Below are 20,058 nucleotides of genomic sequence, written 5' to 3' on the forward strand. Positions count from 1 at the left end.
TCACCTATCATTATAGCAAAGACTCGCAAATTTACCTAAAACTTTCTACCATTAATTGGTTGACAAACGTGCCGCTAACTTCTTTTGCACAGTCGGTAATGCAACGTCAGCTAATTGTGCCTCGGTATACCATTGGCCTGGGAAAAAGGCGAGGTCGGCATCTGCTGCAAGTTGTGCTTCTAAAAGGGTAATTGTCCATTTAAGATGCGTAAAAACGTGCACCACGGGTTTTAAACCTGATTCATGTAATTGCTGCAATTCTAGCGCAAAAGCCTCTTTAAAATAAGCCTCGATACGAGCTAGTTGTTCTTCCGGTGTCAATAATTCATCGTCGGTTGCTTGCAAGTCTTCCGCAGCGACTAATGGATAAGTGGACAGGTTCGCTAATAAACCGGTACTCGGTCGTTTTTGAAATAATAAGCCCTTTTGCGAGCGAATCACAACTGCAAACATCGCAACCGGTTTTTGTTTTGCTTTCTTCGTCTTGACTGGATAATCCAATAAGGTGCCATCTTGATAACTCTGGAAAAACGGTGCTAACGCCGTCTCACCAACCGTTGGATTCTTTGCCGTACAAACTTGCGAACCAAAATCCATCACGGCTTGGTTAAAGTCACCTGGGCGATCTTTGGGAATCAGCGGTAAAATCGCATCGTAAAAAATGTGGCGGTTCTTTGGATTGGCAATATCAGCATCGATTTTCAATAACCGACTGAACACCCGAAAAGCATTGCCATCGATTGCTGGGACAACTTCGCCAAAACAAATACTGGCGATAGCGCCCGCTGTGTACGGTCCAATCCCGGCTAACTTTTCTAATTCAGCCGCGGTTATTGGCCACTGGCCATTGTAGTCGTCGACGACTTGGCGCGCTGCTTTTTGTAAGTTACGCGCGCGCGAATAATAACCAAGTCCCTCCCACGTTTTCATTAATAAGTCCTCTGGAGCGGCCGCTAAGTCTGCCACCGTTGGAAAAGTCGCCAAGAACCTTTCATAGTACGGAATCACTGTTTGAACCTGCGTTTGCTGAAGCATAATTTCAGATAGCCAGACACGATAGGGCTCTTGATTCTGGCGCCAAGGCAAGTCCCGGCGGTTTTCATCATACCAAGTCATAAACGCGGTTTGAAACGCGTCCCGTTCACTCGGTGTCATCTGATAGTTCTTGTTCGTCGATGAAGTGGTTGATTGCATCAATATTAAATCCTTTCCGATACAACGCTTGTTGCATCTTCATCCGGCGTTTTCGTGGTTCGAGTAATCGATAACGGCGCCATTTTTTTGCACCAAGTTCAGCAAGCGCGTCAGCTTCACTATCTTCATCGGCTTCAAGGGCCAACGCTTCAATAATTAAACTAAGGCTGTCACCGCCAAACCCTTTTTGCATTAAACCTTGTTTGACTTTTTGCTGCTGTTCAAAGAATGAACTATGGCGGTATTTCTTCGCCAACTTCTTAGCAGCTGCTAACCCAACCGCAACTTGATCATCCACTGAATAATGACTAAGTGCTTGATCGATATGGGCAGCACTAACACCTTTTTGGATTAATTTCTGGCGGACTACTTTGGGGCCCTTATCCGCGGTATTAATCACAGTACGAACGTAGCTATCGGCGTAATCCTGATCGTCGATATAATGTAACTCGCGTAATTTTGCCAAGCTAGTCTGGATCCCTTCTGGAGTGATCTCGTGTTCGCGTAAATATTGCGTTAGTTCCTTTTCCGTCCGCAATTGGTGACTCAGATAATTGAGCGCCAATTGATAAGCTTTGGCATTATCATCGTCTTTTTGAATGTCGCGTTGCAGTTGACTATCAATCTCTAAATCCTTCGCTAAACGGTATTTAATCAAGACACTCTCGGTCACGCCGAAAGCGAATTGCTCATCGATAAAAATATTATAGCGGCCTGATTTTTTCTGTGCCGTTATTTTGGTAATCTTCGGCATGTTATTCTCCCTTGTTACGTGTTGCTTTGATGTTTAAATAGACTTTAAATCCAATGACCACGACGGCGAGCACTAAAGTCCCGATGATCAGTGGTAAGCTCTTGTGTTGGAAGGCATAAACGCCAATTCCGAGTACAATCAGCATGGCGATTAAAAATTGATTTCGTTCCCAAAAATTCATGTGGCTTCGCTCCTTACTTTGACTTCCTGTAGCATAGCATAAATGGCGCACCCGGACAAAAGTCACTGCTTAATTCCCACTATTGAAGCGATTTTTCAGTGCTAAGTCTGTTATACTGAATGCAATAAGAAAAACGAGTATCATTATTTTATATTAATAGGAGCGGATTAAATGCCAGAACAAACAAACCAAGTCGAAGTCGGCCAACGTTTTCCATTGACGATTAAACGAATCGGTATCAATGGTGAAGGGATTGGCTATTACAAACGCAAAATTGTCTTTATTCCAGGCGCACTTCCTGAAGAAGTAGTTGTCGCAGAAGTCACCAACGTTGCCCCTCGTTTCATTGAAGCAAAAGTCCACAAACTTCGCCAAGCTTCACCACAACGGGTTACCCCTAAGGATGCCACTTACGGCCAAGTCGGTGGGATTGAGCTTGAACACTTAAGCTATCCTGGCCAACTTGCCTTCAAAAAAGACGTCGTCGTCCAAGCGCTTGAAAAATTCAAACCACAAGGCTACGCAAAATACAATATTACCGATACAGTCGGAATGGAAACCCCCTGGCATTATCGCAACAAAGCACAATTCCAAGTCCGCGAAATCGACGGTCATTTAGCAGCTGGCTTATACGCTCCAAGTAGCCATACTTTAATTGATTTGCCTGAATTCGCAACCCAAACCGATTTAACAATGAAAATCATCCGAACCGTCTTGAAATTAGTCGAATCACTCGGAATTCCCGTCTTTGATGAAACTAAGAATGCTGGGATTTTAAAAACATTGGTCGTTCGCGAATCTTTTTCAACCGGTGAAGCGCAACTGACCTTCATTACCAACTCCCCTAAACTACCGCAAAAACACGCATTGATTACAGCCATCCAAGCTGAATTGCCCGAAGTGGTTTCAATCATGCAAAATATCAACAAAGGGAAAAACGTGCTCGTTTGGGGCGACCAAACGATTCATCTGGCTGGTCAAGAAACGATTATGGAAACTTTAAACGGCGTTCACTTCGAATTGACTGCCCGCGCCTTTTTCCAATTGAATCCAGTTCAAACGGCTAAGATGTATAACTTAGTTCAAGATGCACTTGATCTCACACCTGAAGATCGCCTCGTCGATGCTTATTGTGGGGTGGGTACAATTGGCTTGAGTCTTGCCAATCAAGTCGCAGAAGTGCGCGGCATGGACACGATTGCCGATTCAATTGAAGCGGCTAAACACAACGCCGCCATCAACGACATTCAAAACGTTGACTATGCCGTAGGGGCTGCCGAAGACCTCCTCCCAGAATGGTTGGATAATGGCTTCGTCCCAACTGCCTTGGTGGTTGACCCACCACGCACTGGCTTAGATCAAAAATTAATTGATGCCATTCTAGACAGTCGGCCATTGAAATTTGTCTACGTCTCATGCAATCCATCAACCCTTGCACGGGATTTAAAAGCCCTCGTGCATACGTACCAAGTGGAAAAAATCCAACCATTGGACATGTTCCCTCAAACGGCACGAGTTGAAGCAGTTGTAACATTAACACTAAAACGCGACCTATAACGCAAAAAAGCGGTCCATCAACATGTGTTTGTTGATGGACCGCTTTTTTATTTGGACTTTAATCGCCTAAACGTGTTCTATAAGTCATATCCTTCCGGTTAACCCTGAATGGCAAACGATTGCTTCACAATCATTCGCCAAACTTCGTTAATGCTCAGACCGTTTCGGTTGTGACGCACTCTTTTTGAAACGTGCTTTCATAACCACTTTCTTCCGCTTAACGCCGAAATTAGCGTCCATGCGCGCCCCTGATTGCCCGATGTAAAACGGGATGCAAACCCGTTCAATAACCACAATACAACTGCTCCGCGACCATTTAACCCAGCATCCCGATAACGCCGTACACTAAGCGCCAACGTTGGAATAAACGTGAGTACCCCAAGCAATCCGATAACGATTATGTACAGCACTAATGCACCGCTCATCTTCAGCTGCACCTTTGCAGCTTGTGTAAATAGCAAAGCGAAAAATGGCATGAACCAAACAATCATTAAAATCAACATCGCTCACCAATAACCCGTACGTGTTGTTCGCCCCGTAAAATCAAAATAACCTTTAAAATAATCTCACCAAGCTAACTTAAATGTTACTTACCCTGGTGTTTCTTGAATCTCGCGCATTGTGAATCCCCTTCCAAAACTGATTAACTTAATTGTACCGTATTTCACCACTAATTTGATACAATAAAGGAAATCAACTTGGAGGAATTCTTATGAAAATTTATTTCGCAAACGCTCTATTCTCAGCAGCAGACTTTGATTATAACGCTAAGGTTGTTGCTCAACTGCGCCAAGTAATTCATGGTATCGATATCTATCTTCCACAAGAAAACGCCGCAATTAACGACAAGAATGCTTATGCCAGCTCTGAAATGATCGCACAAGCCGATACAGACGAACTCGTTGCTAGCGATCTCGTCATTGCTGTTTTGGATGGTCCTACCATCGATGTTGGCGTTGCTAGTGAAATCGGTGTGGCATACGGTCGCCAAATTCCAATGATCGGATTATACACCGACAGCCGCCAACAAGGTGCTACAAATCCGCAAAAACTAGCGGCTTTACAAGAGATCGCCGAAAACCAATTCCATTACTTAAACCTTTACACAACCGGCTTAATTAAACAAAACGGCACGATTGTGAATAATTTAGACACGTTGATTGAGGCAGTGCAAGCCCACGCCTAATTAAAAATAAAGCCATTCATTTGTTATCTATAGTGAATGGCTATTTATATTGTATTTTGAGCATAAAAAAAAGGATTCAAGCTTTGATATGCTTGAATCCCCTAGGTTGAGGTTGATAGCTTGGTTGTTACGAGCTGATTCTGTTTTACATTCTGGATAATGTTACACCTCATACTTTATTCAATTGTTTTTAATCGTTGGTCTAGCCCACTGCTAATCGTTTCACTCGATCTAGTTTGGTCGTCTATCTTTGACCCGCATGTGCAGTTTTAGCGATGACGATTAAATTCGTGTTTACTACTTGAGCGATATTCTTTAACAGACATCAGCCTCCGATATACTTAGATCTTAATACTACGAAGAGTTACACTTATGTTTCCATTGGAACCACGCCTTGCAATTTCTTTTTCGTACTTTAAATCTTGATGTGTCGTACATTCAAATCTGGTGCTTGTGTTTTAAAGTGGTAAATCTATTTAAAGCTAACTTGGTTTCACTTACCAAGCTATCTTTCCTCACCATTAATATAGCACCTTCTGTGACCGGATACAATCAAAATGCTCTTAAATTTAAAAAAGTTTTTCCATCATTTCTGACTTGTTATTTTTATCAGAAATAGCTAAAAAAACTGCCATTAACAATACTGTTAATGGCAGTTTTTAGGATACATAGCTGTTTTTTTATTAATCTCTAACTTGATAATTGCGTTCGTGTTCCTTAACACCTTTTAAAATGATTGGCGCGTTGTCCATTGCCAAATCAATTTCATATTCGCTACCGTCTTCTGGTAGTTCTGCTTGGAATTGATTTTCGTATTCAGCCATCGTCAATTGACGTCGTGCAGCAAGCATTGCTTTGTGGTCCGCACCGGCTAATTGTTTTTCAAATCCGGGTTGCAAAATACCGGTGAAGAATTCACTGATCGCACCTGAACCGTAACTGAATAAACCAATTCGATCGCCGGCTGCCAATTGCGTTGATTGTTCCAATAATGAAAGGAAGCCTAGATATAACGCACCGGTGTAGATATTACCAATTTGACGGCTATACAATGTACTTTCTTGATAACGGTCTAATAAATGTGCTTGTTCTGCTTCCGTTGCTTCTGGCAGGATTGTCCGCAATGCCTTCAAACCCATCTTTGTGTATGGTAAATGGAACGTTAAGGCTTTGAAATCTGAGATTGTGCGGCCAGTTTGAGCGCGATAGTCTGCCCAAGTTGCTTGGAAAAATTCGATGTATTGTTCAGTTGAATATTTGCCACGCGCAAAAGCTTCTTTTGAATAATTAGGGCGCCAGAAATCTTGAATGTCATCACTGTGGATGGCCGTTGCCGGTTCTAACGCCAACAAACGTGGTGCTGCACTAACGATCATTGCAACCGCGCCAGCACCTTGTGTCACTTCACCTGGTGTATCCAGCCCATAACGGGCGATATCGGAACCGATGACTAATGCTTTTTGCTCTGGATGCGCCGCTACAAAGTCATAAGCGGTCATCAAACCAGCGGTTGCCCCGTAACAAGCTTCTTTAATTTCAAAAGCACGGGCATTTTTTAATCCTAATAAGCGTTGCACATAAAGGGCACCGGCTTTTGACTGATCGATTCCTGATTCAGTGCCTAAAATTAATAAACCAATTGAATCACGATTATCATCATCCAACACTTCAAGAGCCGCGTTAGCCGCCATTGTGACACTGTCTTGACTGAGGGGGGCAATTGCCATTTGATCTTGACCAATTCCAATTGTGTATTTGTCAGGATCAACGCCTCGCGCGTTAGCTAGCATCACTAAATCTAAGTAGGTATTAGGCGTAAAAAGGCCCATCTTATCAATTCCGATTTGCATAATAATCTTCCAATCTATTTGTTTTCAGCACGCAGTTGCGCTAACAGCTCGGTGGCTGTTGCTGTATTTAAATGTGTCGCTTTCAATAATAATGGTAATAATTGCGTTAATTCAGTCTCGGTTGCGCCAGCGGCAATCGCCAACGACTTCGCTTGAAGCGCCATGTGTCCTTTTTGAATCCCGTCTGACACAAGTGCTTTGAGCGCGGCAAAATTTTGTGCTAAGCCAACAGCTGCGATAATGCCGGCTAATTCACGCGCATTCTGAACTTTTAACAAGCGCTGATTAATCTGCACGGTTGGTAGAATACCAATCGATCCGCCAACCATCCCAACTGGCAGTGGCAGTTCGATTCGACCGCGTAGTTGCTGATCAGTTGTCCATTCCCAACTCGAAAGCGGTTGGTAAGCACCCTTTCTAGCAGCATAACTATGCACGCCGGCTTCAATTGCGCGCCAATCGTTGCCCGTCGCTAACACCACTGCATCGATGCCGTTCATAATCCCTTTATTGTGGGTTGCTGCGCGCGCCACATCCACTTTGGCAAAGTCACTCGCCGCAATCATCTTTTCGGCAATTGTTTTGCCAGCAAGCGTCGCAGTTGTTAAGGTAGCTGGATCAATCGTCACACTTGCGGTCACCACGGATTCAAACGCGGCATTGGTCAAAACACTCAATAAAAGGGTGCCGCCCAACTGTTCTTGAACAGCATGTGCGATTGCTTCACAGATTGTGTTCACAATGTTGGCACCCATCGCTTCTTTGGTATCAATTTGCAATTCAAGTTTCAAAAAGCGGTCGTCAATAATCGTCGGCGTGATCTTTTGAAGACCACCACCGCGTTTAACAATTGATGGATGCGCAGCCCGTGCAACTTCAAATAAATGGTCATTGTTGCCACTAATCCAAGCTTTAGCCGCTACTAAGTCAACTAGCTTCTCTAACACGACTTCACCAGTCATCAGCCGCGTCAGTTGTTCAGTCACAAAGCCGCCATTAGCTCGTGCCATCTTAGCCGCATTATTAGCCGCCGCGATAACGGATGGTTCTTCGATCGCAAACGGGACTTGATAGACTTGCTGATTGACTAATAAATCTTGCACCACACCAAGCGGTACTTGGTACTGGCCAATTTGGTTTTCAATCATATTACCAGCGATCTCATCTGACAAGGGTTCTGCAGCTGCTAAACAATCAGCATCCGTCTGACTTAGGTGACCTTGTTCAACAAGCGTTGCTAAACGTTCATCCTTCGTTAATTGATAGAACTTAGGCTTTTTCATTACACCATGCCTCATTTAATTGAATTTCAAAAGCAATTCCTAACCCGCCACCAATACATAACGAAGCAATCCCTGTTGTTTGGTGCGTCCGTTTCAATTGGTGCATTAACGTTGTCATGATGCGCGTGCCTGAAGCACCGATTGGATGGCCCAACGCAATAGCGCCACCGGCCACATTAACTTTAGCAGGATCGACTTGTAACCCATTTTGAACGGCCACACTTGAAGCGGCAAACGCTTCGTTAATTTCTAATAAATCGATATCGGCTAATGTTTGATTTTGTTGCGCTAATAATTTTTGAATTGCATCGACCGGCGTGTACCCCATGTAATCTGGATCAGCACCGACTTCTTGATAGCCGACCAAAGTGGCTTGGTAAACTAATCCGAGTGCAGCAGCTTTTTCCTTGCTCATAACGATCATGGCAGAAGCGCCATCGTTAATGCCGGAAGCATTGGCAGGTGTTACAGTCCCATCTTGTTGAAAAGCTGGGCGCAACTTCGCCATTGCTTCGATGGTTGTCGTTAAGCGGATACCTTCATCTTGTTGTACTTCAAGCGTTGCTTTGCGTTGTTGCACCGTTACAGGTACAATTTCTTCATTAAACCAACCAGCTTGGGTCGCCTGCGCGGCTTTTTGATGAGAAGCGAGTGCAAAAGCGTCTTGCATTTCACGCGTAACGCCGTATTTAGCTGCTACATTTTCGCCTGTAATCCCCATTGGCTGGTGCGTAAACGCATCGTTTAACCCTTCGCTACTGATGCTATCAATCATTGTTTGATCCCCAAATTTACTCCCAAAACGCATTTGTTTATTCAAATAAGGCGCTTGTGACATACTTTCTGTACCGCCAACTAAGACGATATCAGCATCGCCCATGACGATTGCACTCTGCGCCAACCGAATTGCTTTTAGGCCGGAACCACAAACTTCATTAACTGTCATTGCTGTGCTTGATTGTGTCATCCCACTCTTCAAAGCGATTTGCCGTGCAACATTTTGCCCAGAACCGGCTTGTAAGACATTCCCGAAAATTGCTTGATCAATCTGAGTTGGATCAATCCCGGCTGCTTCAATCGCCGCTTTAGCAGCAACTGTCCCCAATTCAACCGCGCTTAAACTTGCAAGTTGGCCCCCCAATTTACCAATCGGTGTCCGCTTTGCACTGATAATAACTACTTCTTGCATAATATCCCTCTTCATCTATAAGTCTAATTATTACTATAACTAAATTTTCATGAAACGTCTGGTAATTCACAATTTCTTTAACTTTTTTTTAGAAATCCGCTTGGTAAGCTGAGATTATTTTACCATTTTATCGGCATCGTGCATTACTCATTAGCGTAAGTCATTCACCGGTGACGCTTACAACTAATCTTTAGGAGGAATCCACATGCAAACATCATGGTTAGCAACATCGATCGCTTTTGAATTACAAAATACAGACTATCCAAATGAAAGTTTACAACGTCGTATGACCGCCGTAAAAGAAGACGTTCAAGCCACGGAAATCCAAGCAGTTGGCGAAGCCCTCGCAAGTCTCCACGCAGGTGACACATTTGCAACAGCTACTCTAACCACTAAATCTGCTTATATCGCTAAATAAAAAACATACCAATCTTTGAGGAGGAATTCAAGATGAAACAACTTTGCTTAGAATTTAAAAACAGTGATGCTAAGAGTCGTGTATTGCGCTTAAACAATATTGATGACAACTTAGACGCCGAAACAGTTAGAAGTGCGATGACTAAAATCGCAGCAGCCAATATGTTTATTAAAAAAGGAATTGAACTCTACAAAGAACCAGTTGGTGCCAAATACGTTGAACGGATTGAAACACCAATCTTTTCTGACAAATAATTAAGCAGCATACAGCCCCCAAATCGAATCTGATTTGGGGGCTTTTTTTGCGTTTTACATAAATTGATTAACAACCCTTGTTTCCGCGATAAACTTTGGTGTAGGCTTACATAAAGTCGTTCAAAGGAGTTATCATGCCCAATCCATTTAACTTATCGCAAATATTGCAATCAATGTTGCTTAATTGTTTACTGGTAATTGCGCTGCCACTAGCTTTTGCCGGGATTTTAACACTAATCAATCGTTCAACTAAACGGCGCTTAGCCCATTGGTGGGATTACTCACAACTTTTAATTGGCGGCCTAGGCACCGTGATTCATGAACTCAGCCATGCTGTTGCCTGTTTAATCTTCCAACACCAAATTATCGATATGCAACTCTTAAAATTAAATCTACGGGATAATCCCGATCATTCGCTTGGCCATGTCAATCACCGATACCATCCCGGCCGTCTTTGGCCAACAATTGGTAATCTCTGGATTGGGATTGCCCCGATTTTTGGTTGTTCAGCCGCCATTTTCGGACTGACTTGGTTATTAGCACGGCCCACTTTTGCAACGTGGATGACCTTTGCTGAACATCCCACTTGGCAGTTAAACGCCCATCGGTCCCTTATTCAGCCAGCTCTGGACGACGCAACCGGGTGCTCTCTTGCTCTGGTTAATCTTAACTAGCATGATTGCCATCGGTGGTTATGACTTATCCGCAGCTGATTTTAAAGGTACGATTCCAGGGATTATTGCCACAGTCATCGCGGTCTGCCTCGTTACTGGTCTGTTTTCATTTGTGCCAACAGTCAACACCACGACTTGGCTCATTGGTGTTCTAACACCAATGGCAATTATCCTAACCATCGCCGTTAGCTTGTCGGGTGTTTGTTGGCTGATCATTGCCGGGATTTTCGCACTATTAGAAAGGACGACTTATCATGCGCGTCATTGACTTACTACAGCTATTAGCTGATACACCCAAAAACGATGGCATCTACTTCGAAGGCCCTGAAGAGCTCCAACCTATCGCCCACTTTGAACTCACCGTCGTTGACGAACAGCCACGACTATTACTGCAGTTAAAGGCCGCAGACAAAAAACCGCTGAAGCAGTGGGAATTTAGCCTATTATTAAATCAAAAAAACTACTACCAACATTATATGTATGTCCAAACAAAGACGGGTGACTATCCTTTGTTTGGTTTTCGCGTTGCTGCTGACAAAATTCTACTCGGATAATGTTTGTTCAAGTTGCGTTAAATAACGATGACTCGCAATCATTTCTCGTGCATCATTTTGATCGGCTAATTGAATCTCATAGATCGAACTGGCATCAGGATTTAACAATGGCAATACGCGGGCCCAGTCAATTTTGCCAGTCCCTAATTGCAACCCATCATGCTTCAAACCCATCGAATCAACCAGATGATAATGGACGACGTGCTCACGCAAAGTTGCCAGACTCTGCAAGAAAGCATTCTGATCACCCTGCAACTTGATAAAACAATGACTCGTATCAAACGCTAAGCGGTAACCTTTATCAAAGATGGCCTGATCAAAAATCGGATTGCCATAATAGAAAATCGGTGAAATTGAATTTTCGAACATAATATTTTGTCCGCCAATCCGCTGTAAATAATCGAGGCGCTTGAACAAAACACGAATGGCATCCGTAATATTACCGTAACCCGTCGTCAATTCTTCAATTGGATCATCATAAGAGCCATGCACCAATAATTGGACATCTTCAGCTTTCGCTAACTGCAATAAATCAAGTGTTGATTGCCATAAAAAGCGGTATCGGGCTGGCGAACTTGCTTCATTCATCGACAGTTCAATATGATGCCCTTCGAAACTCATTGGGTGATGTAAAATAATTCGTTCAACCTGCTGACTGCGTACATAACGAATTTTTTCGCGTAAGCGTACTAGCCCAGTTGGCGTGACATCTTCGGCTGTTAAATGAAATTCAAAATACGTTGGCTGATACTGCATTCGATCAGCAATTTGCTGATCGTTAATCCCTGCTTTTAAGCCTAATCGCATCGTAATCCCTCTTTTCTCTACTAGTTCCTATTTCTATTCTAACATTCTAAAGACTTAAGAATCGTAAAAGCGGCTCACCAAGTAATGGTGGGCCGCTTTTTTAGTTGGCATTAAACGTGCTTTTTGAAACACACGCTATGCATTTAGTACCTTGTTCAGGAAGTCTTTTGTTCTTTCGTTTTGTGGGGTGTCAAAGATTTCCTGTGGTGTGCCTTGTTCGACAATGTGCCCATCTGCCATGAAGATGACGCGGTCGGCCACTTCTTTGGCAAAGCCCATTTCGTGAGTCACGACAACCATCGTCATCCCTTCTTTGGCTAACCGCTTCATAACGGCCAACACGTCGCCGACCATTTCAGGATCGAGCGCTGATGTTGGTTCGTCGAACAAGAGAATATCAGGTTTCATCGCTAAGGCACGCGCAATGGCGACCCGTTGTTTTTGCCCACCTGATAGCGATTGTGGTTTTGCATCGAATTTCTCTGATAAACCAACCGTTTCAAGTAGTTTCTTGGCGGTTTCTTTTGCTTCTGCCGGCGTCATTTTACCGAGTTCTACTGGTGCGAGTGTAATATTTTCAGCGACCGTTAGATTTTTGAAAAGATTAAAGTGTTGGAATACCATCCCGATTTTTTCGCGAATTTGATTCAAATCACTCTTAGGATCACTGAGGTTGTACCCATCAACGATAATCTCACCACTCGTGGGTTCTTCTAAGCGATTCAAGCAGCGCAAGAACGTGCTCTTTCCTGAACCTGAGGGACCGATCATGACAACCACTTCGTTATCACCGACCGTTAAGTCCAAATCTTTTAACACTTCGTTACTGCCGTAATTCTTAATAAGATGAGACACTTCAATTCTATTCATTAGTTATTTATTCTCCCCTCAATGTACTTCGATAACCACGTGAGTAACGTGATAACGATCAGATAGATTAAGGCAATCATTGCCCAGATTTTGAACCCTTCAAGGTTGCGGGCGATGATAATTTTACCCGTCTGTGTCAATTCGAGAATCCCGATGATTGATAAAATTGACGTATCTTTCAATGTGATGATGAATTGGTTAATGAAGGATGGAATCATAATGCGGATCCCTTGTGGTAACACAACGCGCCGCATTGCTTTACCATATGTTAACCCTAAACTCCGCGCTGCTTCCATTTGTCCGGTGCTAACCGCGCCAATGCCCCCTTTGACAAAGGCTGCAGTATAAGCCCCTTCATTGAACATCAGCGTGATGACCCCAGCCACAATCGCTGGAATCTTCTGCCCAGTTAAACTTGGAATCCCAGTATAGATGAATAACGCAAGCACCAAGAGGGGTAACCCACGGAAAATATAGATGACCGTATCTGAAACGCCACGCGCAAACCGGTTAGGCAAGACGCCGAGTAATCCGAAGAAAACCCCGAAAATGGTTGCGAAGAAAATCGCAATGACTGTTAATAATAACGTCTGGCCTAAACCGCTCAACAACGCATCTTTATTTTCTTTCAATAATCCAAAAAAGCTGTGATCAACGGTTGCTTTTTTGGTTGCTTTTTTGGTTGATTCTGTACTTAAATATTTTGCTTTAATTTTGTCGTATTGACCATTTGCTTTTAATTTAGCAAGACCTTTATTGAATTTAGCGATGAGTTCAGGATTGCTCCCTTTCTTAACGGCAAATCCATATTCGCCACCTTCAGCAGGTTTGGTGACAATCTTGAGTTTCAAGCCCGTCTTAATCCCATATTGCATAACGGGCTCGTCTTCAAAACAGGCTGCCGAATTACCATTCACAACATCATTATACATATTATCTGAATCATCAAACGTAACGGTGGTAAAGCCATATTCTTTCGCTTTGGCCGTCGCATAGGCCCCAGCGGACGTCCCTGTTTTAATTGCAACACGTTTACCGCGTAACCCTTCTAAGCCTTTAATCTTACTGTCCTTTTGAACGGCCATTACAACCCCGGTCTTGTAGTAAGGATCAGCGAAATCGAATTTTGCTTGCCGTTCAGGTGTAATTGTCATCCCGGCAATCACCCCGTCAATTTGTTCCGACTGAACGGCTTGAACCGCTGCGTTGAAGCCCAACGGTTTAATATTCACTTTAAAGCCCTCGGACTTCGCAATTGCCTTCATGATATCAATATCAATACCGACATATTGATTCTTCTCATTCGCAAACTCGAATGGTGGATAGGTCACATCCGTACCGATTTCATAAGTTTTTTCAGCGGCTTGAACCTGATTATTCACTTGACCCCCAAATACAAATAAGCCTGCGAGTAAACAGCTGCCTAAAAATACGAGTAATTTCTTCATGTGATCCTCCCCTAATGCCTGACCAACTTCTCTCATCGCTCTTAACGCGTTATTAAGATTAGATTAGACGTTTTATAATAGTATGTTAATAATTATAAGCATAAAATCCAAATTTGTCGAATTTTTTACCACAATATTGAAAAGCAGACTCTAATCCCTAAATAATCGCATTAAAAAAGCCCGCAGATAAGGCGGACTTTCACTAAATGAGAATTGAATGAGTTTATTTTCTGCTATAATGGAAGAACTACTACTCAAGGAGTCTACTATGATTAAACCCATTATGCGTGACACTCAATTCTTAGCTCAAAAAGCAGTTCCAGCAACACCAGCTGATACCGATGTGCTGACCGATTTACGTGATACTTTACAAGCCAACACAGAGCGTTGCGTCGGAATGGCTGCCAACATGATTGGCATCAATAAACGGATTATCATCGTTCAAATGGGCGTCTTACCTGTGATTCTTGTGAATCCACAGATTGTGCGCCAAGCCAAACCTTATCAAACGACTGAAGGCTGCCTCTCATTAACCGGAGAACGCCCTACAACGCGTTATGAAACAATTGAGGTCACTTACCAAGACCAAGCCTTTAAGCCACACAAGCAGGCTTTCTCAGGCTGGATTGCACAGATTATTCAACATGAGGTGGATCACTGTGAAGGCCTTATCATTTAAAACAACAAAAAACGTTCAACCACTCCAATGTACGGAGTGGTTGAACGTTTTTTACAGGTTATTTATTTTCTTTTTTAGTGTCTTTTTTTAATTCTTCTGCTAAGTCGATGATGTATTTCTTCAAGTCATCTTTCACTTCTGGGTGTTTTAAGCCATATTCAATACTTGTTTCTAAATAACCGAATTTGTTACCAACATCGTAACGACGGCCTTTGAATTCGTGAGCGAAGACGCGTTGGGTCTTGTTCAATTCATCGATTGCATCGGTTAATTGAATTTCGCCACCAAGCCCTGGTTTTTGGTTTTCTAAAATATCAAAAATTTCAGGCGTTAACAGGTAACGACCGATGATGGCTAAATCACTAGGCGCCTTATCAACAGCTGGTTTTTCAACGAAGTTCTTAACGTTGTATAAATCATCTTTAACTTTGTTTTCTGGGTTAATCACACCGTATTTGTCCACTTCATTATGTGGCACCTTCATAACGGCTAATTGTGATGCATGTGTTTCTTCATATTCATTGATTAGTTGTTTACTCAATGGCACCTTATCTTCCATCAAGTCATCACCTAACATAACGACGAACGGTTCGTCAGCAACGAATGATTTTGCAAGACGCACTGCATCCCCTAATCCGTTTGGATGTGATTGGCGAATGAAGTACAAGTTAACCCCCATATCAGTCGTTTCGTTGACCATCTTCAACATAGCGGTCTTATTCTTGGCTTTCAAGTTTTGTTCCAACTCTGGTGCTGAATCAAAGTGATCTTCAATTGGGCGTTTGCCCTTACCAGTGATAATTAAGATATCTTCAATCCCTGAAGCCTTTGCTTCTTCCACGATAAATTGAATCGTTGGTTTATCAACAATTGGCAACATTTCCTTCGCCATCGCTTTGGTAGCTGGTAGAAAACGAGTGCCTAGTCCGGCTGCTGGAATAACTGCTTTACGTACTTTCATCTACTAAAATCCCCCATAACTTATAGTCTAATAACAGTATGCCATAAAAAAGTGGATTTGCACCAATTATATGCCGAAAATGAGGAAAAGATTAACAAGCACTTAGGATTTTATCAATCTTTTCATAATTGTTTTGTAAGCGATTCCCATCATTGGTATTCTCAAGATGTTAACAATAAAGGAGGTCTTCGATGTTTCTACTACATCCCAAACATATCAATACATATCACGAGTGTCTTCCTGTGCCACTCATCATCAAACGTGGCATTGATTATAACTTCTGTGAGCTGGATCAATCGTCAATTCCCCGTTCTTACCAAACTAGTATTACGAGTGACACAATGGTGATTATTCCCTATAAAAAATCGCAAAGTCTTGTGTTAGACCGCATAACCGGTCTCCAAATTAGTCCGCGTTCTACCCGGCAACTAATGCGCGCTTATAATCGCCATCAGATCATGGACTTCTCACAACCCCGGTACCTTTGCCATTGTTTCAATTGGTATCGTAAGATTCCACACATCAATGGCGAATATCAGTATTTACCATTAAGTGGCACGGCTCATCAAAACGCACCGTGGTTAGCGCTCCACTACGTCCGTGATTACGAAGTTAGCGATAACCAGCTCTACGTTACATTGCTAAATGACTGTACCTGTATCCTCCCTTATAAAGGCCGTCAAATCGATACTGAAATTCATCAATGTGCAGCCATTGGCAAAGTCCAACTTGGCTGTCTCACTGTGTGTGCCACTAATTTCGGCTATCAAATCAAGCTCAAGACTTGTTTCAAGCCAAGCATCGTCCATCGCTTCGATGATTGCCATTGCCATCTGTGCTCGAATGTTCCGAAAACAGCTACTGAACTACTCGGATTACTCAACGCACTTAAAATGCATAAGGAAAATTTCATTTACCAAGCCGTAATCCATGAATACCCCGAATTCAGCGTATTTGACATTCAGTGCTATATCAAAAGTGTTAAAGCACTAATTCAAAAATTACGCCAATTATAAATTAACCCGAAGTCGCTATTTACAATAATTTTCATTTGTATTTCAATGCATTTGCGCAAATTAAAGCTGAAACGGATTGATTTACCGCTAAAATCGGCGATTATCCTTCTTTATGCAAACCCGCTATAGTGAACTTACCGGTAATTCACACTGTGAGCTCATAGTAGACAGGATGCTTTACAATGACCCAATCAGATTTACAAACTGCTTTTGATTTTATTATACAAGACGACACCCTCATCTATGGCGTTCTCAAAGATCTCCACGTTCCAAGACAACGTAGCAACTTCGCCGATCTCTACCAAATTGGCGTTATTGCCTTTGTCGAAGCCTACGATCATTTCCCAGGCAATATTGAAGTCGAAACCCACCGCTTCATGGTTTACGCGTATCAGGCTGTTAAATGGGCCATTATGATGACCTTCCGCAAGGATAATAACCACGACAAGCGAATCGGCTTCGTTAACCGGATAAACGATGATGATTCCGTGATGGATTACCTCGACCAAGTCGCAGATCCATACTGTAACCCAGAAGACGCCGCCATCTGTAACGACCTCTTCGAACGCCTCTATCAAGTCTGTACACCACGCGAAAAACGCTTCTTAGTTCTGCGTTACTTCTACAACGCCAGCCTAAAAGAAATCGCCGCAGACTTAAACATCACACGGCGAACAGCCAATAATATTAAGTTTAAAGTGCAAAAGAAGTTTAGAAAACTATTTGTATAATTAATACCTTTGTGCTCGCATTAGAACTATGAATTTTATTACTTTTATTTCGATATTAGATTACTCACATATTTCATTATAACAAAACTATAACATTAGTTATTTATATTGATTAATTTAAATATAAACAGTTAATCAAAGATGACACCCTCCATTATTAAAATTCTTTAATAATGGAGGGTGTCACTGAATACATATTAAAAAAATTAACATAGAACTAATTGCTATGTTTCATGAATTAAAAGCTATATACAATATCAAAAATCACAGTTATCACTAGTCTTTTAAAATTTATACTTACCTACCCATGCCTTCAAACCATTTTCAATAACCTTGAATAAATTTAAATCGACTCTTTTAAATACAACTAATAGCCATTTCCAATTATTATACAATAGTTGTACAAAACCTAAGCCTAAAATAATTCCCCAAATACCTAAAGTAGAATATTTAGTTAAAAGATAAGCGAAGATCACACCAACCACGCTAGAGTAAAGAAATGATTTGACATATGGAATATCATTAGTATTGGATATATAAGACGCCGCTATTGATTGTTGCTGCCATAAAAACATGTAAATTGACATACCTACGTAAACTATAGTTGAAAATAAGAATGTTGGTTTTAACAAATGCAAGACTGGGAATACTACAAAAATAACTCCTATAGTCCCTAAAAAATAAAGTATATAAAACGCCACTAATCCTTTAGATATATATAATCTTTCGGCTCCTATGATGGAATTACGGACAAACTGTTCGATATAATACATCATAAAGGAGCTTTTTATTATGGCAATTAAATATTCAAATGAATTTAAAGAATCGATTGTTAGCTTAAGTCAGACTGGCCGTTCGGCCAACTCACTGGCTAAAGAATACAACGTCAGTGTTTCAACGGTCACTAAGTGGATTAAACAAGCTGATCCTAACAACACTAAAGTGCTATCATCAAATGAACGTGCTCTGATTAAAGAAAATAAACGGTTAAAAGAAGAACTTGATATTTTAAAACGAGCGGCGGTGCTCATGGCAAAAAGCTAATTATTAAAGAGCGTGCCCTCGTGTTAGAAGTCGTCAACGCTAATTTACTTGCTGGGCACCGCATTACGCGTATCTTATCAGTACTCAAAATTCCGCGCTCAACCTACTATGATTATCTACATTGGCAGCCAAGTAGAACTGAACGCCGCCGGCATTTAATTAAACAAGAAGTGTTAACGGCTTGGTTAAGATATCCAATGTATGGCTACCCACGATTAACGATCTTACTAAATCAACAGTCTGATATTCACGTTAGTCAACGTCTGGTCTATCAACAAATGTGTGAATTAGGGATTAGATCTAGAATGGTTAAACGAATCAATAAGCCAACCACTCAGACTGATTATGATCAGCGACCAAACTTGATTAAGCAGTTAACTGATCAATCTGGTATTTTATTGACTGATATTACGTACATTCCCCTTAACCATACTTGGTGTTACCTAGCTAGTGTCTATAATCCAGTAACCCGACAGGTTATTGCTTACCAACTTAATACGCAGATGACTAAAGAACTAGCGACTAACGTTATTACCCAAGTCATGGCGCAAGCAGTTAAACCACAAATTATTCATAGTGATATGGGAAGCCAATACACAAGTGACTTATTTGAAAACACTTTATCGAAGTATGGTATCAAGCATTCTTACTCCCGAAAGGGTCAGCCCGGCGATAACGCGCGAATTGAAAGTTTTCATTCAATTTTGAAACGTGAATACGTTAATTTCCAAGATTTTAAGACAATTCATGAAGCAATCGCCGGAATTGATAACTATATTCGTTGGTATAACAGTGATCGTATTTCACTTGTAGCGTAGCTACAGGCTATTAAATTCAATAATGTTGGGGCTTATTTAATATACTCTAAAGCGTTTTTAAAATCTGGACGGGACTAAAACTTCGGCCTCCGAAAATTAAATTAAGTAATTTAAATTGAAAGTCAAATTTGTTCGTACTTTTATGTCCGGATTCTTGACATAGGAGCCGTCAAACCTACCACATGGATGGTGCACAAGCATTGCAATTCTCACGTATGCGTTACGACGATCCACAAGGAGACTACGGTCGCCAAATCCGCCAACAACTCGTGATTGAATCAGTAATTAATGAGCTGAAAGATGATCCTTCTAGCGTTCTCTCAAACGATTTCCTAAATGCAGTATCTGACAATGTTCGTTCAAACATTTCGCTTACTTCATTACGTAACTTAGCCACTAAGTATCGTGATTCTGCTCAAACCATTAACCGTGATCAAATGACCGGTACTGGTGTGATGATTGATGGCGTTTCTTACCAAGAAATGTCTCAAGATGAGATTACTCGTGTTCATAATGAAATTATAGATGCAACTAACTAATTTATCACCAATAAAAAGGCATCGCACAAACTAACCCAAAAGTCGGCTTGT

Annotated in this window: 24 protein-coding genes; 12 read left to right on the top strand and 12 right to left on the bottom strand. The window is 41.8% G+C overall.

Translation table 11 applies throughout. The features are described 5' to 3' along the window. Positions 1–51 precede the first annotated feature (51 nt). From mutY to ACF1X7_RS05015, 3 genes are read right to left on the bottom strand one after another with little or no spacing between them, the layout of a single operon-like run. A complete protein-coding gene (mutY, locus tag ACF1X7_RS05005; RefSeq protein ID WP_411162497.1) occupies positions 52–1,155 on the bottom strand; it encodes an A/G-specific adenine glycosylase in 1,104 nt (367 codons plus the stop codon). Then, positions 1,142–1,948: a recombination regulator RecX gene (recX, locus tag ACF1X7_RS05010; protein WP_411162478.1), complete on the bottom strand. Its 807-nt coding sequence runs from the start codon at positions 1,946–1,948 to the stop codon at positions 1,142–1,144. The genes mutY and recX overlap by 14 nt, the downstream gene beginning before the upstream one ends. Position 1,949: 1 nt before the next feature. After that, complete coding sequence (locus ACF1X7_RS05015) at positions 1,950–2,129, bottom strand: hypothetical protein (protein WP_004271245.1); 180 nt, start codon at positions 2,127–2,129, stop codon at positions 1,950–1,952. 171 nt (positions 2,130–2,300) lie between these two features. On the opposite strand from ACF1X7_RS05015, the gene rlmD reads away from it, so the two are divergent. Further along, positions 2,301–3,686, top strand: a complete 1,386-nt coding sequence (rlmD, locus tag ACF1X7_RS05020) for a 23S rRNA (uracil(1939)-C(5))-methyltransferase RlmD (RefSeq protein WP_116843483.1) — start codon at positions 2,301–2,303, stop codon at positions 3,684–3,686. Between the two features lie 197 nt (positions 3,687–3,883). Here rlmD and ACF1X7_RS05025 read toward each other — a convergent pair whose 3' ends face one another. Continuing rightward, positions 3,884–4,189, bottom strand: coding sequence for a hypothetical protein (locus ACF1X7_RS05025; RefSeq protein WP_411162479.1), 306 nt, complete (start codon positions 4,187–4,189; stop codon positions 3,884–3,886). A gap of 209 nt (positions 4,190–4,398) precedes the next feature. Here ACF1X7_RS05025 and ACF1X7_RS05030 point away from each other — a divergent pair, with 209 nt between their 5' ends. Continuing rightward, positions 4,399–4,872, top strand: a complete 474-nt coding sequence (locus ACF1X7_RS05030) for a nucleoside 2-deoxyribosyltransferase (protein WP_411162480.1) — start codon at positions 4,399–4,401, stop codon at positions 4,870–4,872. Positions 4,873–5,555: 683 nt separating this feature from the next. On the opposite strand, the gene ACF1X7_RS05035 is transcribed toward ACF1X7_RS05030, so the two are convergent. The 3 genes from ACF1X7_RS05035 to ACF1X7_RS05045 are packed head-to-tail and all read right to left on the bottom strand — an operon-like array spanning position 5,556 to position 9,194. Further along, the gene (locus ACF1X7_RS05035) at positions 5,556–6,722 is read right to left on the bottom strand and encodes a hydroxymethylglutaryl-CoA synthase (protein ID WP_076790039.1); all 1,167 of its coding nucleotides are present in this window, start codon (positions 6,720–6,722) and stop codon (positions 5,556–5,558) included. Positions 6,723–6,736: 14 nt separating this feature from the next. Continuing rightward, positions 6,737–8,005: a hydroxymethylglutaryl-CoA reductase, degradative gene (locus tag ACF1X7_RS05040; RefSeq protein WP_004270994.1), complete on the bottom strand. Its 1,269-nt coding sequence runs from the start codon at positions 8,003–8,005 to the stop codon at positions 6,737–6,739. Continuing rightward, complete coding sequence (locus ACF1X7_RS05045; RefSeq protein WP_411162481.1) at positions 7,992–9,194, bottom strand: acetyl-CoA C-acetyltransferase; 1,203 nt, start codon at positions 9,192–9,194, stop codon at positions 7,992–7,994. Before ACF1X7_RS05045 ends, ACF1X7_RS05040 begins: the two co-directional genes overlap by 14 nt. 205 nt (positions 9,195–9,399) lie before the next feature. Here ACF1X7_RS05045 and ACF1X7_RS05050 point away from each other — a divergent pair, with 205 nt between their 5' ends. From ACF1X7_RS05050 to ACF1X7_RS05070, 5 genes are all read left to right on the top strand, one after another. Then, the gene (locus tag ACF1X7_RS05050; protein ID WP_004270991.1) at positions 9,400–9,612 is read left to right on the top strand and encodes a hypothetical protein; all 213 of its coding nucleotides are present in this window, start codon (positions 9,400–9,402) and stop codon (positions 9,610–9,612) included. A gap of 32 nt (positions 9,613–9,644) precedes the next feature. Further along, entirely contained in the window at positions 9,645–9,866 is a 222-nt protein-coding gene (locus ACF1X7_RS05055; protein ID WP_004270996.1) for a DUF2922 domain-containing protein, read from the top strand. A gap of 134 nt (positions 9,867–10,000) precedes the next feature. Next, the gene (locus ACF1X7_RS05060; RefSeq protein WP_411162482.1) at positions 10,001–10,540 is read left to right on the top strand and encodes a hypothetical protein; all 540 of its coding nucleotides are present in this window, start codon (positions 10,001–10,003) and stop codon (positions 10,538–10,540) included. Between the two features lies 1 nt (position 10,541). After that, a complete protein-coding gene (locus ACF1X7_RS05065; RefSeq protein ID WP_411162483.1) occupies positions 10,542–10,808 on the top strand; it encodes a hypothetical protein in 267 nt (88 codons plus the stop codon). Beyond that, positions 10,795–11,094: a hypothetical protein gene (locus ACF1X7_RS05070; RefSeq protein ID WP_039098583.1), complete on the top strand. Its 300-nt coding sequence runs from the start codon at positions 10,795–10,797 to the stop codon at positions 11,092–11,094. The genes ACF1X7_RS05065 and ACF1X7_RS05070 overlap by 14 nt, the downstream gene beginning before the upstream one ends. Here the strand turns inward: ACF1X7_RS05070 and ACF1X7_RS05075 are convergent. The 3 genes from ACF1X7_RS05075 to ACF1X7_RS05085 all read right to left on the bottom strand — a co-directional run bounded on the left by ACF1X7_RS05075 (position 11,083) and on the right by ACF1X7_RS05085 (position 14,219). Continuing rightward, positions 11,083–11,901 (bottom strand): TIM barrel protein, encoded by an 819-nt coding sequence (locus tag ACF1X7_RS05075; protein WP_039098584.1) that lies wholly within the window; start codon positions 11,899–11,901, stop codon positions 11,083–11,085. The genes ACF1X7_RS05070 and ACF1X7_RS05075 overlap by 12 nt on opposite strands. Before the next feature lie 135 nt (positions 11,902–12,036). After that, a complete protein-coding gene (locus ACF1X7_RS05080) occupies positions 12,037–12,771 on the bottom strand; it encodes an amino acid ABC transporter ATP-binding protein (RefSeq protein WP_004270985.1) in 735 nt (244 codons plus the stop codon). Further along, positions 12,771–14,219, bottom strand: coding sequence for an amino acid ABC transporter substrate-binding protein/permease (locus tag ACF1X7_RS05085; protein ID WP_411162484.1), 1,449 nt, complete (start codon positions 14,217–14,219; stop codon positions 12,771–12,773). The genes ACF1X7_RS05080 and ACF1X7_RS05085 overlap by 1 nt, the downstream gene beginning before the upstream one ends. A 268-nt stretch (positions 14,220–14,487) precedes the next feature. Here ACF1X7_RS05085 and ACF1X7_RS05090 point away from each other — a divergent pair, with 268 nt between their 5' ends. Next, positions 14,488–14,898, top strand: a complete 411-nt coding sequence (locus tag ACF1X7_RS05090) for a peptide deformylase (protein ID WP_251931779.1) — start codon at positions 14,488–14,490, stop codon at positions 14,896–14,898. A gap of 58 nt (positions 14,899–14,956) precedes the next feature. On the opposite strand, the gene galU is transcribed toward ACF1X7_RS05090, so the two are convergent. After that, positions 14,957–15,859, bottom strand: coding sequence for a UTP--glucose-1-phosphate uridylyltransferase GalU (gene galU, locus ACF1X7_RS05095; protein WP_039098587.1), 903 nt, complete (start codon positions 15,857–15,859; stop codon positions 14,957–14,959). Positions 15,860–16,050: 191 nt separating this feature from the next. On the opposite strand from galU, the gene ACF1X7_RS05100 reads away from it, so the two are divergent. Then, entirely contained in the window at positions 16,051–16,875 is an 825-nt protein-coding gene (locus tag ACF1X7_RS05100) for a hypothetical protein (RefSeq protein ID WP_411162485.1), read from the top strand. 182 nt (positions 16,876–17,057) lie between these two features. Continuing rightward, positions 17,058–17,606: a sigma-70 family RNA polymerase sigma factor gene (locus tag ACF1X7_RS05105; protein ID WP_411162486.1), complete on the top strand. Its 549-nt coding sequence runs from the start codon at positions 17,058–17,060 to the stop codon at positions 17,604–17,606. Between the two features lie 284 nt (positions 17,607–17,890). Here the strand turns inward: ACF1X7_RS05105 and ACF1X7_RS05110 are convergent, their stop codons facing one another. Beyond that, positions 17,891–18,379, bottom strand: coding sequence for a hypothetical protein (locus tag ACF1X7_RS05110; protein ID WP_411162487.1), 489 nt, complete (start codon positions 18,377–18,379; stop codon positions 17,891–17,893). A 19-nt stretch (positions 18,380–18,398) separates the two neighbouring features. On the opposite strand from ACF1X7_RS05110, the gene ACF1X7_RS05115 reads away from it, so the two are divergent. Both ACF1X7_RS05115 and ACF1X7_RS05120 read left to right on the top strand, forming a co-directional pair. Then, positions 18,399–19,468 (top strand): IS3-like element IS1520 family transposase gene (locus tag ACF1X7_RS05115; protein ID WP_411162488.1). Its coding sequence is split into 2 segments (ribosomal slippage): positions 18,399–18,615 and positions 18,615–19,468, totalling 1,071 coding nucleotides; the frame shifts between segments, so codons are not numbered across the junction. Positions 19,469–19,650: 182 nt separating this feature from the next. After that, entirely contained in the window at positions 19,651–20,007 is a 357-nt protein-coding gene (locus tag ACF1X7_RS05120) for an LCP family protein (RefSeq protein WP_411162489.1), read from the top strand. The last annotated feature ends 51 nt before the right edge of the window (positions 20,008–20,058 follow it).

Origin of the sequence: Latilactobacillus sp. VITA-14, from assembly GCF_046580785.1 — a bacterium.
GTDB classification, from domain to species: Bacteria; Bacillota; Bacilli; order Lactobacillales; family Lactobacillaceae; genus Latilactobacillus; species Latilactobacillus curvatus.